Origin of the sequence: Actinoallomurus sp. NPDC052308 (assembly GCF_040679195.1) — a bacterium.
Taxonomy (GTDB): Bacteria; Actinomycetota; Actinomycetes; order Streptosporangiales; family Streptosporangiaceae; genus Actinoallomurus; species Actinoallomurus liliacearum.
Genome location: NZ_JBFAUM010000034.1, coordinates 39,274 through 54,670, shown reverse-complemented (window position 1 = coordinate 54,670; position 15,397 = coordinate 39,274). Strand labels below are relative to the sequence as shown.

The following is a 15,397-nucleotide window of genomic DNA, read 5'->3' as shown; positions in this document are numbered from 1 at the left end:
CATGGCGGGGACGCTCCACGCGCTGACCACGCGGGGCCGGTCGTTCATCGCGGCGGGGGCCACCGCGATCGTGTGCTCGTTCGTCCTGGGCGAGCGGGACCTCCTCCGCGCCGGCCTGCTCATCCTGGCCCTGCCGCTGCTGTCCGTGCTGGTGGTCTCGCGGACCCGCTACCGGCTGACCTGCTCGCGCCGGGTGAGCCCCACCCGCTTCCCCGCCGGTGGTGAGGCGCAGGTGAACGTCCTGCTGGAGAACGTCTCGCGGCTGCCCACCGGGATCCTCCTCGTCGAGGACCAGGTGCCGTACACGCTGGGCGGTCGCCCGCGGTTCGTCATCGACCGGATCGAGCCGGGCGGCGCCCGGGAGATGGCCTACCGGGTACGGGCGGACGTCCGCGGCCAGTACCGCGTCGGGCCGCTGACCGTGCGCCTGGCGGACCCGTTCGGGCTGGTGGAGCTCGCGCGGTCGTTCACGGCCGCCGACGTCATCACGGTCACCCCGGCGATCGTGCCCCTCCCGGCGGGCCGGCCGACCGGCTCGTGGACGGGCGGCGGTGAGAGCCGGGCCCGCATGGTGGCCGGCGCCGGGGAGGACGACGTGACGCCGCGCGAGTACCGGCACGGCGACGACCTGCGGCGGGTGCACTGGCGGTCGACGGCGCGCCGCGGCGAGCTGATGGTGCGCCGCGAGGAACAGCAGTGGCAGACGAGCGGCACCCTCTTCCTGGACACGCGGAGGACGGCGCACTGGGGGGACGGTCCGGGCGCGTCGTTCGAGCACGCGGTGTCCGCGGCGGCCTCGATCGGGCTGCGGCTCGGCCGGGAGGGACTCGGCCTGCGGTACGTCACGGATGAGGGCGTGGCGCTCGCCCCGTCCGCGACGTTCGAGGGGGCGCTCCTCGATCTCCTCGCCGTCGTCCGCACGTCGCGGGGCCGGTCGCTGCGGCCGGGCCTGGCGGCCGTCCGCGAGACGGCGAACAAAGGCGACGGCCTGATCGTCGGAGTGTTCGGGCGGCTCACCCCCGAGGACGCCCGGGAGGTCACCGGGGCCGGGCACGGGACCGCCGCCCGCGTCGCGGTGATCATCGGGGAGGAGAGCGCGGACCCGGAGGTCACCCGGATCCTGCGCGCGGCGGGGTGGCGGGTCCTCCCCGTGGCCTCGGCCGCCGCGCTGCGGACGGCCTGGCCCGACGGCGGGGAACGGCGCGGAGGGCCGGACCGGACGGAGGCGCGATGAGGATACGTCTGACGATCGCGGCCTGCGCGGCCACGCTGCTCGCCTCGGTCGCGCTGTACCCGCTGTTCAAGACGGCCGGGTGGTTCGGCAGCGGGCTGGGCGCGGTGCTCACCGTGGGCGGGGCGGGCCTGCTGACCCGGCGCTTCCGCCTGCCCGTCCCGGCCTGTCTGCTGATCGCCGCGATCGCGCTGCTGTGCTACCTCAACGTGCTGTTCGCGTCCGGTGACGCGCTGCTCGGCGTGGTCCCGACCCCCGGGTCGGTGTCCTACCTGGCGGACCTGGCCCGCGACGGCTGGCAGGACTCGTTCCGCTACGCCCCGCCCGTGCCGATGCTGCCGGGGGTGGAGCTGCTGAGCACCGGCGGCATCGGGCTGATCGCGATCCTGGTCGACCTGCTCGCCGTGCGTCTGCGCCGCGCCGCCCCGGCCGGCCTGCCCCTGCTGGCGATGTACGCCCTCCCGTCGCGGTTCCGGCAGGAGAGCGCCGGCTGGCTGCTCTTCCTGCCGGGCGCGGCCGGATATCTCGCGCTCCTCGTGGCCGACGCCCGTGACCGCCTCTCCGGCTGGGGCCGTCCGGTGTTCACGCGGTACTGGTCGGGCGAGGCGTCCCGGGACGACCGCCCCGACTCGAATCCGCTGGCCGTGACGGGGCGGCGGATCGGGCTGACCGCCGTCGCCCTGGCGGTCGTGGTCCCCCTCGCGGTGCCCGACATCGATCCGCACTGGCTGCCCGAGGCCGGCGGCAGCGGCGGCACCGGGCTCACCACGGTGACGACCCCGGATCCGCTGGTCAGCCTGAAACGGCAGCTCGTACGCGCGGACGACGCCGTCGTCCTCACCTACCGCACGTCCGACGACGGCTCCTCCCCCGAGTACCTGCGGATGTACTCGCTGGACCGGTTCGACGGCGACGGATGGACGTACTCCGCCATCCACGGGGACAAGAACGCGCGCGTCGACGGCAAGACCCTGCCCTCGGCGCCGGGCCTGGAGCTGGACGCTTCCCTCCTCCATCCCGTGACCACCAGGATCTACGTCGACTCGCACGTGCGCGGGATGACCGTCCTGCCGACCCCCTACCCGCCGACCAAGGTGTCGATCAAGGGCGACTGGCGGGTCGACGCCCCCACGCTGATGATCTTCTCGCCGCACGAGTCGGCGGGCGGCCGGGCCTACACGGTGTCGAGCGTCCGTCCCACGCCCACGTACCAGCAGCTCGAGGCCGTCGCGCCGCTCCCCGCCGAGGTCGTGTCGCGGTACCTGCCCGTGCCGGCGACGGTCCCGGCCGACGTCGCCGCCCTGGCGCGCAGGCTGACCACGACGGCGTCGACGCCGTACGAACGGGCCGTCAAGCTGCAGCAGTGGTTCACGAAGCCCGGCAACTTCACCTACAGCCTCGACGCGCCCTCTCCGCGCAATGTCGGGGCGCTCCGCGACTTCCTGTTCGTCAGCAAGACCGGGTACTGCGAGCAGTTCGCGGCGTCGATGGCGCTGCTGGCCCGGATCGTCGGCATCCCCGCGCGCGTCGCCATGGGCTACACGGCCGGTGAGCGGCGGGCGGACGGCAGCTGGGCGGTCCGGACCAAGGACACGCACGCCTGGCCCGAGCTCTACTTCTCCGGAATCGGCTGGCTACGGTTCGAGCCGACCCCGGCCGGCGGGACGGGCCAGGGCAGCGCGACCGTGCCGGAGTACACGAGCCCGCAACTGCTCCCCGGCGCGCCGACCGCGGGTTCGACGGGCCGGCTCCCCTCGGGGGGAGAGACGTCGGGCGGCCGCTCGGCCACCGGCTCCGGGTCGGTCCCGCACCGCCGCGCCGACCCGATGGACCGGAGCGGTTCGGCCGGTCCGCTCGCCCCGGCGCACCGCGACGGCCTGCCGGTCGGCCCGCTGCTGACGCTGCTGGCCGTCGTCCTGCTCGCCGCGCTGCCCGCGGCACTGCACCGCCTGGCCCGAGTCCGCCGCTGGGCCCGCGGCGCCACCGAGGCCGACGTGGCGCATGCGGCCTGGGACGAACTACGGGTCGCCGCGGCGGACTTCGGCCTCCCGTGGCGGGCCGGCGACAGCCCGCGCGCCGCGGCCCGGCGGCTCATCGAGGCGCGGCCGCTGGACGAGCCGGCCGCCGAGGCGCTGGCCCGGCTCGTACGGGCCGAGGAGCTCGCCAGGTACGCGCCGGAGCCCGGTCCCGGCACGGGGCTGCGCGGTGACGCGTTCTCGGTACGGGCCGCCTTCGCCGCCGCGGCGGGCCGGCGCGGCCGGTGGCGGGCCCGGGTACTGCCGCCTTCCTCGGCGGCGTTCCTGCGCGGCGTGGGCGGCCGGACGCTCGACGCGTTCGACCGGATCGACCTCCTCGCCCTGCGCCGGCGACGCCGCTCCGCCGGCTGAACGCCGAGCGAAGCCCACCGGCGCGTCCACCCGCCGGCGCGTCCACCCGGCGGCCGGAGGAGGCCGGGAAGCGCGTCACCGCCCGGCGGCCTGCCGGGCGGTGGCGTGGGTCTTCGGACGCTAAAGCTCTCCGTGGCGGCGGCGCCAGCGCTCCTCGAGGCGCTCCATGAACCCGCCGCTGGCCGCCTTCGGCCGCCTGCCCCGCCTGCGCGGCGCCGGATCGGCCACTCCGTTCATCCGCTTCCAGCCGGCCAGCCCCCACGCGCAGCAGGTGACCATGAGCAGGAACCCCGCCACGCTGATCACGATGCTGATCGGCATGGTGTTCACGATCACGCCTGCCAACACCACGAACAGGCCCAGCGCGGAGCCGATCGCGGCCTTCCAGATCCTGCGCCTGTAATGCACCTGCGGATCGGTCGAGCGGACCGCCGAAGCGAACTTCGGATCCTCGGCGTACAGCGCGCGCTCGATCTGGTCGAGCATGCGCTGCTCGTGGTCAGAGAGCGGCACGGCGCCTCCCAAAGACAGCCCCACGAAGGGGAATCCCACGCCGGACGGGGACATGGCTATCGGTGATATGCCCAGAATACGAGCCCTGACGACCGGGGGAAAGAAAACGTTCGACTGTGGACAGGAGGATCGTCAAGTCATCACCCCTGATCACTCGCCGTGGTCACACTGATCACATCCGCCTCATACCTCATTTTCGGCCTCTCGACCGTGGCGAGCATCACGCTCGCGGTCCGCGCGGACCAGGGCGGCGGGGCGTACGGCGCCCGCGCCGAACCGACGGGCCGCCAGGTCCATGGCCGCCTCCGCCTGGCGCCAGCCGACCTCCGGCTCGCCCAGGGCCAGCTGCCGGGGGGTCGTGCCGGCCGGCACCAGATTCTCGACCCGCACGCCCACCAGCCGCAGCGGGACCCCCTGCAGCCCGGACGCCTCGTACAGCGCGCACGCGGTCGCGTAGATCTCCCGGGCCACGTCCGTCGCGTCCGCGAGCGTACGGGCGCGGGTCAGGGTGGTGAAGTCCGGCCGGCGGAGCTTGACCGCCACGGTGCGGCCCGACTGGCCGCTCCCCCGCAGCCGCGCGCCCACCCGGTCGGACAGCCGCAGCAGCTCGCGCCGGATCGCCTCCGGATCGGCGATGTCGTGGTCGAAGGTCTCCTCCGCGCCGATGCTCTTGTCCGGCACGCTCGCCGTCACCGGCCGCGGGTCCCGTCCCCAGGCCAGGTCGTGCAGGTGGCGGCCGACCGCCTCACCGACCTCGCGCCGCAGGGTGTCGACCGGCGTCCGCGCGAGGTCGCCGACCGTGCGCAGGCCCAGGCGCAGGAGGGACTCCTCGGTGCGCTCTCCCACCCCCCACAGGGCCGCGACCGGCAGCGGATGCAGGAAGTCGACCACCCCGTCCGCGGGCACGACCAGGAGACCGTCCGGTTTGCACCTGGTCGACGCGAGCTTGGCCACGAACTTCGTGCTCGCGACCCCGACCGAGCAGGTGATGCCCTGCTGCTCGTGGACCTGCTCCCGGATCATCCGGCCGATCTCCGCGGGCCGGCCGAGCCGGCGCCGCGCCCCCGCCACATCGAGGAACGCCTCGTCGAGCGCGAGCGGCTCCACCAGCGGCGTGATCGACCGGAAGATCTCCATGACGCCCGCCGACGCGGCGGCGTACCTGTCGTGGCGGGGCGGGAGCACGACCGCCTGCGGGCAGAGCCGCCGGGCCCGGCTCATCGGCATCGCCGAGTGCACCCCGAAGGCCCGCGCCTCGTACGACGCGGCGGACACGACGCCGCGCGGCCCCGCCCCGCCGACCACGACAGGACGGCCGCGCAGCTCCGGGTGCTCCAGCAGCTCGACGCTCACGAAGAAGGCGTCCATGTCCACGTGCAGGACCGTGCAGCCGGTGTCGTCCCCCGGCGGGCCGGGCTGTGGCCCGGGCCGGTGCAGCTGCTGTTTCCTGCTCATCGGTCGCTCACTGGTCGCCGTTCATGGTCCTATGACCGGCGCCGGTAGGCCAGGGCGTGGAGCTGGGTGGCGACGTCCTTCAGGACGGGGTGCATGGAGACGGCCCGCTCGAGGGCGACGAGCTCGTCGGCGGCCCCGCGCTCACCGTCGATGATGCCGCTGGGCACCAGGTCGGCGAACACCCGGACGCCGTGCACCGGCCCCGCCCGCAGGCCCGCCGCCTCGATCAGCTCGGCCAGCATCCCGGAGGTGAACCGGCGCGGCACCGGGTCGCGGTCCCCCCAGCGGCCCTGGGCGCTGGACAGCACGCGGCGGGCGTCCTCGAAGTGCCCGGCGAGCGCCCGGTGGAGCACCGCGGCGACCTGGTTGGCGGCCAGCACGCTGACCGCTCCGCCGGGCCGGACGGTGCGGGCGACGGCGGCCAGCGCCGTGGCCGGGTCGTCGACGTACTCCAGCACGCTGTGGCAGATGACGAGGTCCGCGCTGTCGGGGCCGACGACGTCGGGCAGGCCGTCGGCGTCGCCCTGCGCGGCGCGGACCGTGACGCCGGCCTCGGCCGCGCGCCGCTCGAGGCCGGCGAGGGCGTCCGGGCTGGCGTCGACCACCGTCACCCGGTGCCCGAGCTCGGCGAGCGGCACGGCCAGCCCGCCGGTGCCACCGCCCGCGTCGACGACGTCGAGCCGGTCACGGCCCGACTCCTTGGCGGTCTCGTCGAGGACGTCGCGCAGGATCTCCCACACGACGGCGGTGCGCGTCGACCGCGATCGCGGACGATCGGTCACGGCTTGCCCCCTCCCGGCTCGGTGTTCTCCCCACCCTAGGGCCTGTCCACCGGCTGAGCGTCCTCGGTCGGCGGGCGCGGTCAGGGGGATGGGCGCGGGCGCGCGGATACGCACGGACCCGTTCGCCCCCCGGCTTCGGGCGGGGAGACATCCGGCCGGCACCTCCCGGTGCCGGCCGGTCCCGCGTGGCCCCGTCTAGAGGGACAGGGACGGTTTCAGCTCCAGCAGCCGCGACAGCAGGCCGTTGACGAACCGGGGCGACTCGTCGGTGGACAGGTCGGTCGCGAGGGCCACCGCCTCGCTGACGGCGACCCCGTCGGGCACGTCCTCGCTCCACAGCAGCTCGTATCCGCCGAGACGCAGGATGTTGCGGTCGACGATGGGCATCCGGTCGAGCGTCCAGCCGACGGCGTACGTCGCGATCAGCTCGTCGAGGCGCTCGCGGTGCGCGGCGACTCCCTCGACGAGTCGCTCGACGAAGTCCTGCTCGGCGAGCCGGTGCTCCGACTGCCGGGTACGCCGGTCGAGGACCTCGACCGGCGACTCACCGCGGACCTCGGCCTCGTAGAGGATCTCGAGGGCGCGTCTGCGCGCCTTGCTCCGTGCCGCCACGGATCAGGCACGACCCAGGTAGTCGCCCGAGCGGGTGTCGACCTTGATCTTCTCGCCGGTCGTGATGAACAGCGGGACGTTGATCGTCGCACCGGTCTCGACCGTCGCGGGCTTGGTGCCGCCGGTGGAGCGGTCGCCCTGCAGGCCGGGCTCGGTCTCGGTCACCTCGAGCACCACGGCGGCGGGCAGCTCGATGTAGAGCGGCGTGCCCTCGTTGAAGGCGATCACGGCGTTCTGCTCCGGCAGGAGGTAGTCCGCCGCGTCGCCGACCGTCGAGGCCGGGATGTGGGGCTGGTCGTAGGTCTCGGTGTCCATGAAGACGAAGTCCTCGCCCTCGCGGTAGAGGTACTGCATCTCGCGCTTGTCGACGTTGGCCACGTCGACCTTGGTGCCGGCGTTGAAGGTCTTGTCGACGACCTTGCCGGACAGGACGTTCTTGAGCTTGGTGCGGACGAACGCGCCGCCCTTACCAGGCTTGACGTGCTGGAACTCCTGAACGGTCCACAGCTGGCCGTCGAGGTTCAGCGTCATGCCGTTCTTCAGGTCGTTCGTCGTCGCCACTGTGTGTCGTTCTCCCGCTTCGGCGGTCTGCCGCGTCTAGCTGACGAGCAGGTCCTTGGTGGTCTTGGTGAGCAGCTCCGGACCGTCCGCACGGACCACGAGCGTGTCCTCGATGCGGACTCCGCCGCGACCGGCGACGTAGACGCCGGGCTCGACGGTGATGGGAACTCGATCCGTCAGTTTACCGGTCTTGTCATACCCCATGAGCGGTGCCTCGTGGATCTCGAGGCCGACGCCGTGGCCGAGCCCGTGCGGGAATTCGTCGCCGTGTCCCGCCGCCTCGATCACACCCCGGGCCGCGGCGTCGACCTCCTTGGTCACCGCGTCCGGGCGCGCCGCCGCGAGGCCCGCGGCCTGGGCCGCGGCGACGAGCGCGTAGATCTCACGCTCCCAGGCGCCGGCCGCGCCGACCGCGATCGTGCGGGTCATGTCGGCGTGGTAACCGCCCTGGAGGGCGCCGAAGTCCATGGTGACCAGGTCGCCGTGCTCGATCGCGCGGCCGGAGGGGACGTGGTGCGGGATGGCGCCGTTCGGGCCGCTCGCGACGATCGTCGCGAACGCCGGCTGCTCGGCGCCGAGGTCGATCATGGCCCGGTCGAGCGCGATCGCGATCGCGCGTTCGGTGACGCCGGGCCGGATCGTCGGCAGCACCGCGTCGAAGGCCTGGTCGGTGATGGCGCAGGCCTCTCTGAGCAGGGCGATCTCCTCCTCGTCCTTGACCATCCGCAGCTCTTCCACGGCGTGGCCGAGGGGGACCAGCTCCGGCGCGCCCGGCTCGGCGGCCAGCTCATCGTGCGCCTCCACCGTGACGGCGTGCGCCTCGAACGCCAGCCGGCCCGCCGCCCGCGCGGTCAGCGCCCCCGCGGTGGCCCGGTCGACGACGCACTCCAGCTCCGGGCAGACCCGGGCGGCCGTGCCGGCGTACCGGCCGTCGGTCGCCAGCACGGCGGTCCCGTCGGCGCGTACGAGCAGCGCGGCGTTGGAACTGGCCAGCCCGGTCAGGTAGCGCACGTTGACCAGGCGGGTGATGAGGGCCGCCTCCGCGTCACGGGCGGCGACGAGCTCGGCCAGCCGCGCGCGGCGGGCCTCGTGGATCTCCGGCATGCCCCGCACTCTACGCTCGGCGCCGCCACACGACGCCGCCGAGCCCCGCGCGCGCCCGGACACGCCACGTCCGCGCCCTCAGGCGCCTACGCCCGCCCGCGCCATCAGACGCCAACGCCCGCACGCGCCATCAGACGCCTACGCCCGCACGCGCCATCAGACGCCTACGCCCGCACGCGCCGTCAGACGCCCACGCCCGCCTGTGCCGTCAGACGGACGCGGCCAGCTCGCGCACCCGTTCGATCAGCTTGACGCGGGACGCGTGGTCACCGGCCATCGGCGCGACGTTGAGCGTCGTGACGCCGGACTCCTTCAGCGCCGCGAGGCGGTCGCGGACGAAGCCCTCCGAGCCGATCAGGGAGGTCTTCTGCAGCAGTTCGTACGGGACCTTGGCGGCGGCCTCGTCCTTCTTGCCCGCGAGGTAGAGGTCCTGGATCTCCTCGGCCTCCTTCTCGTAGCCGTAGCGCCGGGCCAGGTCGTTGTAGAAGTTGCGGCCCTTGGCGCCCATGCCGCCGATGTACAGCGCCGCCATCGGCCGGCCGAGGTCGAGCAGGCCCTCGACGTCGTCGCCGATCGCCAGGAACGCCTGCGCGACGATGTCCAGTTCGCCGAGCGAGGGGTCGCGCTTGGCCTTGCCGCGGGCGAGCGCGTCGCCCCAGACGTCACCGGCCTTCTCCGGGACGTAGAAGATCGGCTCCCAGCCCTCGGCGAGCTCGGCGGTCATCTCGACGTTCTTCGGGCCGAGGGACGCGATGAAGATCGGGATGCGCTCGCGGACCGGGTGGTTGATGAGCTTGAGCGGCTTGCCGAGGCCGGTGCCCTCCTCGGCGGGAAGGGGGAGCTTGTAGTACTTGCCGTCGTAGACGACGCGTTCGCGGCGCCACACCATGCGGCAGATCTCGATGATCTCCCGGGTCCGCCCGATCGGCGCGGTGTACGGGACGCCGTGCCAGCCCTCGATGACCTGCGGGCCCGACGCGCCGAGGCCGAGCACGAACCGCCCGCCGGAGACGTAGTCCAGACCGGCCGCCGTCATCGCGGTGAGCGTCGGGGTCCGCGAGTAGAGCTGGAGGATGCCCGAGGCGATCTGCAGGCGCTCCGTCCGCGCCGCGATGAACCCCATCTGGCTCACCGCGTCGAAGCTGTACGCCTCCGGCACGAACACGATGTCGAGGCCGGCCTTCTCATAGTCCGCCAGTTCGTCGACGGTCTCCGTGAAACCGCCCGCGTAGTTGAGGGACATCCCGATGCGCATGTCGCCGCACCCCAATCCTGACCTGAACCGCCGAGTAACCGAATCTGATTCAGTCTTACCGTACGAAGGCGGTCGGCGGCACCCCGGGTGTCAGTCCTCGCTCTCCGCGAGGAGCTCGGCGACCGCCTGCAGCGCCAGCACGTACGACAGGAAGCCGAAGCCGGCGACCGTTCCGGTGGCCACCCCCGCGACGACCGAGTTGTGGCGGAACTCCTCGCGAGCCGCCGGGTTGGACAGGTGCACCTCGATCAGCGGGGCGGTGCGCTGGGCGATGGCGTCCCGCACCGCGTACGAGTAGTGCGTGAACGCGGCCGGGTTGAGCACGACCGGGATCCTGCCGTCGGCGGCCTCGTGCAGCCAGGAGATCAGCTCGGCCTCGTCGTCGGTCTGGCGCACCTCGGCGTGCAGGCCCAGCCGCCGGGCGGTGTCCCGGCACAGCGCCGTCAGGGCGTCGAAGTCCGCGGCGCCGTACACGTCGGGTTCGCGGCTGCCCAGCCTGCCGAGGTTCGGCCCGTTCAGGACGAAGACCTCACTCATCGACCGCCCGTCCTCTCGCGCGCCGCCGCTCATCGGGTCACCCGCTCGTAGGCCCGTACGAGCAGGTCTTCGTCCGGGTCCTCCAGGCGGCCCGGCTCGGCGATGCCGTCGAGGACCACGAAGCGCAGCCGCGCGCCGCGCGCCTTCTTGTCGACGCGCATCGCGTCGCGCAGCGACGGCCACACGTCGGGCGAGTACGAGGTGGGCAGGCCGACACCGGTGAGGATCTCCCGGTGCCGGTCGACGTCCGCGTCGCCGAGGCGGCCCGCCAGACGGGCCAGCTCGGCGGCGTACACCATGCCGATCGCGACCGCGTCGCCATGCCGGAAGCGGTACGCCTCGACCTTCTCGATCGCGTGGCCCAGCGTGTGGCCGTAGTTCAGGATCTCGCGCAGGCCGCTCTCCTTCAGGTCCTCCGACACGACCCGCGCCTTGACGGCGATGGCCCGCTCGATGAGCTCCAGGGTGTGCGGCCCGTCCGGCCGGCCCGCGGCCTCCGGGTCGTCCTCGACCAGCTCCAGGATCCTCGGGTCGGCGATGAACCCGGCCTTGATCACCTCGGCCAGCCCGGCGACGTAGTCCGCGCGCGGCATCGTGACGAGCGTCGTCAGATCGCACAGGACTCCGGCGGGCGGGTGGAAGGCGCCGACGAGGTTCTTGCCCTCGGGGATGTCGATCGCGGTCTTGCCGCCGACCGCGGCGTCCACCATGGCCAGCAGCGTCGTGGGCAGCAGCACGGCCTTGACGCCCCGGAGCCAGGTCGCGGCGGCGAACCCGGCCAGGTCGGTGGTCGCGCCGCCGCCGACACCGACCACCACGTCGGTGCGGGTCATGCCGAGCCGGGCGAAATCGGACCAGAGCCGGGCCAGCACGGCGACGTCCTTGCCGGCCTCGCCGTCGGGGACGGGCAGGGCGTGGACGTCGTAGCCGGCCTCGGCGAGCGCCCCGCACACCGGCCGGGCGATCTCCGGCAGGCCCTCGGCGTGCACGACGGCCACCGTCCTGGCCTCGCCGACCAGCGCCGGAAGCCCGCCGAGCACCCCGGTACCGATCACGACCTCGTACGGCGCGTCGCCTCCGACGTGGACGTGGGTCACGACAGTCCCTTGACGATCTCTTCGGCGATCTCGGCCGGCTCCCTGCCGTCCGTGGCCACCCGGAGCGCGGCGAGGCGCTCGTAGATGGGCCGGCGCTCCTCCATCAGCTTGCGGAACTGGCTGCGCGGGTTGAGCACGAGCAGCGGCCGCGCCGATGCCAGCCCGACCCGCTTGACCGCGTCCGACAGGCCCACCTCAAGGTAGACGACCCGGTGCCCGGCGAGGTCCTCCTGGGTGGCCGGGTCCAGGATGGCGCCGCCGCCGAGGGCGATGACGCCGTCATGGGTCTCGAGGGCCTCACGCACGGCCGCGCGCTCGAGGGCGCGGAAGCGCTCCTCACCGTCGTCGACGAAGATCTCCCCGATCGGCTTGCCGGCCGTGGCCTCGACGTCGTGGTCGGTGTCGCGGAACGGGACGCCGAGGCGCTCGGCGACGAGCAGGCCCACGGTGGTCTTGCCGGAGCCGGGCGGACCGATGACGACGACCTTGGAATTCACTTGATCACCAGAGTTGAGAGGTAGCCCTGCAGATTACGTGCGGTCTCCTCGACGGAGTCGCCGCCGAACTTCTCGACCACGGCCTCGGCCAGCACCAGCGCCACCATGGCCTCCGCGACGACCCCCGCGGCGGGGACCGCGGTCACGTCGCTGCGCTGGTTGATCGCCTTGGCCGGCTCGCCGGTCGTCACGTCGACCGTGTCCAGCGCGCGCGGCACGGTCGAGATCGGCTTCATCGCGGCCCGCACCCGGACCGGGTCGCCGGTCGTCATGCCGCCCTCGATGCCCCCGGCGCGGGAGGTGCGCCGCCGGATCCCCTCCGGCGTCTTCTCGATCTCGTCGTGCGCCAGGGAACCCGGGCGGCGCGCGGTCGTGAACCCGTCGCCGACCTCCACGCCTTTGATCGCCTGAATGCCCATCAGGGCACCGGCGAGGCGGGCGTCGAGCCGCCGGTCCCAGTGCACGTGACTGCCGAGGCCGGGCGGCAGGCCGTAGGCGACGACCTCCACGACGCCGCCGAGCGTGTCACCGGCCTTGCGGAGCTCGTCGATGTGGGCGACCATCGCGGCGCTCGTCTCCGGGTCGGCGCAGCGCACCGGGTCCGCGTCGATCCGCTCGAGGTCGTCCGGGCCGGGCACCACGCCGTCCGGCGTGCGGACCTCGCCCAGCGCCACGACGTGGCTGACGATCCGGGCGTCCGCGACCTGGGCCAGGAACGCTTTGGCCACCTCGCCGATCGCGACCCGCGCGGCCGTCTCGCGGGCGCTCGCCCGCTCGAGGATCGGCCGGGCGTCGTCGAAGCCGTACTTCTGCATGCCCGCCAGGTCGGCGTGGCCGGGCCGGGGCCGGGACAGCGGAGCGTTGCGGGCCTGGGCGGCCAGTTCGTCCGGGTCGACGGGATCGGCCGACATGACCGTCTCCCACTTCGGCCACTCGGTGTTGGCGACCTCGATCGCCACCGGACCGCCCTGCGTACGGCCGTGCCGTATCCCGCCGACGACCGTCACCTTGTCCTGCTCGAACTTCATGCGGGCGCCCCGCCCATGCCCGAGCCGGCGACGACGCAGCGCCTCGGCGATGTCGTCCGAGGTCACGCGCACTCCGGCGGGCAGCCCTTCCATGATCGCGACGAGGGCCGGGCCATGAGACTCCCCCGCGGTCAGCCAGCGCAGCATGAAGTGAATCCTTTCATCCTCACGGAAGGCTACGCCCAAGTGTCCGCAGCCTGAGACGAGCCCGCCTCGAGACCGGTCGGATCCGGCCACCCGTACGCGAGCGCCCGAATGTCGGCCCACGACGCGTGAGCCGCTTCGGGCCGCAGACCGTTCCCGCCGACGCTTGCGTCGGGAAGCTCGTATGAGCGCGCGGCGGATCCGCGGTCGGCTGCCGGTCCCTTCGGTCGCATGGCCACCCCTGTCGAACTCGCTGAGTCAAAGATCCATCACGATACGCGATGAGCGTTTCCTGTCGGAGAGCGGCGCGAGACGGGTTGACCCTCACATCGGTGTGAAGCTCTAGCGTGCGGCTCATGTCCTCGACCAAGCCGTCGTTCTCGTGGGGCGACCGGGCCGCACTGGCCGTGCTGACCTGCTGCGTGTTCGTCGTCGGCACGGCGGAGTACGTGATGGTGGGCCTGCTGCCGGACCTCGCGGCCGACCTCCGGGTGCCGCTGCCGACCGCCGGTTCGCTGGTGTCCTGGTACGCCCTCGTGGTGACCGTCGGCGGGCCGGTCGTGACGGCGCTCACCCTCCGGATCCCCCGCCGGCCGCTGCTGCTCGCACTGCTCGCCGTCTTCGTGGCGGCCAACGTGTGCGGCGCGCTGACCTCCGGGTTCGGGCTGCTCCTGGCGGCACGGGTGATCGTCGCGCTCACGCACAGCACGTCGTTCGCCGTGACGATGGTGCTGGCCGTCGGCATGGCGCCGGAGGGGCGCCGGGGCCTGGCGATCGCCGTCGTCTCGGCCGGCTGGAACCTCGCGGCCGTCCTCGGCGCGCCGCTGGGGACCTGGATCGGGCAGACCCAAGGCTGGCGGGCAACCTTCTGGGCGATCGCGGCGATCGGGGCGCTCACGCTCCTCGCGGTCGCCGCGGTCACCTCCGTGCCGGCCGACGAGACGGCCGGTCCGTCCCGCTCCGAGCTCGGAGCGCTTTGGGACCTGCGGGTCCTGACGGTCATCGGGATCATGGTCTTGTCCCAGGCCGGGGTGTTCGCGGTCTACACCTACATCACTCCGCTGCTGGGCCGGGTGAGCGGCTTCAGTCCGGCGGTGGTCAGCGTGCTGCTGGCCGTGCTGGGCGGCGCGGGTCTCCTCGGGAACGTCCTCGGCGGACGGCTGACCGATCGGTCCCCGTGGGCGGGCCTGTGCGCGGCGCTCGCCGCCCTGGCGGCCGTCCTCGGGGTCTTCGCGCTGATCGACGGGACCCGGCCGGGCGCCGTGGCCGGCGTCCTCGTCCTCGGAGTCCTCATGGGGACGCTCATCCCGCTGCTGCAGGAGCGGGCATTCGCCGCCGCGCCGTCGGCGCCCACGCTGATCACCGCGGTCGGCGCCTCGGCGGTCAACCTCGGGATCGCGTCCGGGTCCTGGCTCGGCGGGCGAGCGCTCGCCGGCGGCCTGGCGCTGGCGCACCTTCCCTGGGCCGGGGTCCTCCCCGTCCTCGCCGGGCTCGGGCTCACCGTTCACGCGACCGTGCGGGGCCGCCGCCCCGGCCGGGACCGCCGTCCCGTCCCCGCGTCCTCCTGACGGCCGCCCCGGGCCGTCGCCGCTTCGCGTCGGCCGCGCGCCTGACGGGTCAGTTGGAGCGGTGGTCGTGGAATCGGCGGTGGTGGATGAAGAAGAAGCGGCGGCCGCGGACCCGGGTGGGCGCGTTGCCGGGCGGCCGGACGGCGAAATCGATGCACACGACGCGGCGGCCGTCCTCGTCCGCGCCCTCGAAGTCGGGGTCGAACCAGCAGCCCATCGCGAGCTCGGGCCAGCCGATCGCGCCGGTGAACTCCAGATGGCGGCGGGTCCGGAACGGCCGGCGACGGAACCTGCGGTTCCGGTCGCGGTCGTCGTCCTCCGGACCGATGGTGACGTTGATCCCGTCGTTCGGCGTGCTGCTCGCGCTCGGCGACGGCTGGACACGCGGAACGCCTCCCCGGTGCGCCCGCCCGCCGGGGAGGGCGGCCGCCGGTTCCGGCGGCCACGAGATCGCGACCGTCAGCACCCCGGCCGAACCGGCGGTCAGCACGGCGATCCACCTGCGAGAAGTCAATTGTCGCCCCTCATCCGATCCAGCCCGATATAAGGCGGGTAAGCGCGCGGCACGCGCACGGGGGTCGGGATACCCCTCCGGGGCGGCCGGTGAGGTCGCGAGACGGCAAAGG

At 73.6% G+C, this 15,397-nt stretch carries 15 protein-coding genes; 3 read left to right on the top strand and 12 right to left on the bottom strand.

Annotated features, from left to right (window positions below; translation table 11 throughout):
- Position 1 precedes the first annotated feature (1 nt).
- Positions 2-1,234 carry a DUF58 domain-containing protein gene (locus AB0L00_RS40640; protein ID WP_364442997.1) on the top strand — a complete coding sequence of 411 codons (1,233 nt, stop codon included), beginning with the start codon at positions 2-4 and terminating at the stop codon, positions 1,232-1,234.
- A complete protein-coding gene (locus AB0L00_RS40635; protein ID WP_364442995.1) occupies positions 1,231-3,618 on the top strand; it encodes a DUF3488 and transglutaminase-like domain-containing protein in 2,388 nt (795 codons plus the stop codon). The genes AB0L00_RS40640 and AB0L00_RS40635 overlap by 4 nt, the downstream gene beginning before the upstream one ends.
- Before the next feature lie 120 nt (positions 3,619-3,738).
- On the opposite strand, the gene AB0L00_RS40630 is transcribed toward AB0L00_RS40635, so the two are convergent.
- The 11 genes from AB0L00_RS40630 to aroC form a co-directional block, all read right to left on the bottom strand.
- Entirely contained in the window at positions 3,739-4,131 is a 393-nt protein-coding gene (locus AB0L00_RS40630) for a DUF3040 domain-containing protein (protein ID WP_364443015.1), read from the bottom strand.
- A gap of 183 nt (positions 4,132-4,314) precedes the next feature.
- On the bottom strand, positions 4,315-5,586 hold the full coding sequence (locus AB0L00_RS40625; protein WP_364442994.1) for a DNA polymerase IV: 1,272 nt from the start codon (positions 5,584-5,586) through the stop codon (positions 4,315-4,317).
- Between the two features lie 29 nt (positions 5,587-5,615).
- On the bottom strand, positions 5,616-6,368 hold the full coding sequence (locus AB0L00_RS40620) for a methyltransferase domain-containing protein (RefSeq protein WP_364407024.1): 753 nt from the start codon (positions 6,366-6,368) through the stop codon (positions 5,616-5,618).
- A 195-nt stretch (positions 6,369-6,563) separates the two neighbouring features.
- Entirely contained in the window at positions 6,564-6,980 is a 417-nt protein-coding gene (gene nusB, locus AB0L00_RS40615) for a transcription antitermination factor NusB (protein WP_345358402.1), read from the bottom strand.
- A 3-nt stretch (positions 6,981-6,983) separates the two neighbouring features.
- Positions 6,984-7,541, bottom strand: coding sequence for an elongation factor P (gene efp / locus AB0L00_RS40610; RefSeq protein WP_345358399.1), 558 nt, complete (start codon positions 7,539-7,541; stop codon positions 6,984-6,986).
- 36 nt (positions 7,542-7,577) lie between these two features.
- Positions 7,578-8,645, bottom strand: a complete 1,068-nt coding sequence (locus tag AB0L00_RS40605) for a Xaa-Pro peptidase family protein (protein WP_364442993.1) — start codon at positions 8,643-8,645, stop codon at positions 7,578-7,580.
- 208 nt (positions 8,646-8,853) lie between these two features.
- A complete protein-coding gene (locus tag AB0L00_RS40600; RefSeq protein WP_364407031.1) occupies positions 8,854-9,900 on the bottom strand; it encodes an LLM class F420-dependent oxidoreductase in 1,047 nt (348 codons plus the stop codon).
- Between the two features lie 90 nt (positions 9,901-9,990).
- Positions 9,991-10,437, bottom strand: a complete 447-nt coding sequence (gene aroQ, locus AB0L00_RS40595) for a type II 3-dehydroquinate dehydratase (RefSeq protein WP_364442992.1) — start codon at positions 10,435-10,437, stop codon at positions 9,991-9,993.
- Positions 10,438-10,466: 29 nt separating this feature from the next.
- The gene (gene aroB, locus AB0L00_RS40590; RefSeq protein ID WP_364407036.1) at positions 10,467-11,534 is read right to left on the bottom strand and encodes a 3-dehydroquinate synthase; all 1,068 of its coding nucleotides are present in this window, start codon (positions 11,532-11,534) and stop codon (positions 10,467-10,469) included.
- Positions 11,531-12,031, bottom strand: coding sequence for a shikimate kinase (locus AB0L00_RS40585; protein WP_364442990.1), 501 nt, complete (start codon positions 12,029-12,031; stop codon positions 11,531-11,533). Before AB0L00_RS40585 ends, aroB begins: the two co-directional genes overlap by 4 nt.
- Positions 12,028-13,206: a chorismate synthase gene (gene aroC, locus AB0L00_RS40580; protein ID WP_364442988.1), complete on the bottom strand. Its 1,179-nt coding sequence runs from the start codon at positions 13,204-13,206 to the stop codon at positions 12,028-12,030. Before aroC ends, AB0L00_RS40585 begins: the two co-directional genes overlap by 4 nt.
- A gap of 353 nt (positions 13,207-13,559) precedes the next feature.
- Between aroC and AB0L00_RS40575 the strand changes: the two genes are divergently transcribed.
- On the top strand, positions 13,560-14,771 hold the full coding sequence (locus tag AB0L00_RS40575; RefSeq protein WP_364442986.1) for an MFS transporter: 1,212 nt from the start codon (positions 13,560-13,562) through the stop codon (positions 14,769-14,771).
- A gap of 49 nt (positions 14,772-14,820) precedes the next feature.
- On the opposite strand, the gene AB0L00_RS40570 is transcribed toward AB0L00_RS40575, so the two are convergent.
- Positions 14,821-15,285: a hypothetical protein gene (locus AB0L00_RS40570; RefSeq protein ID WP_364442984.1), complete on the bottom strand. Its 465-nt coding sequence runs from the start codon at positions 15,283-15,285 to the stop codon at positions 14,821-14,823.
- Between the last annotated feature and the right edge of the window lie 112 nt (positions 15,286-15,397).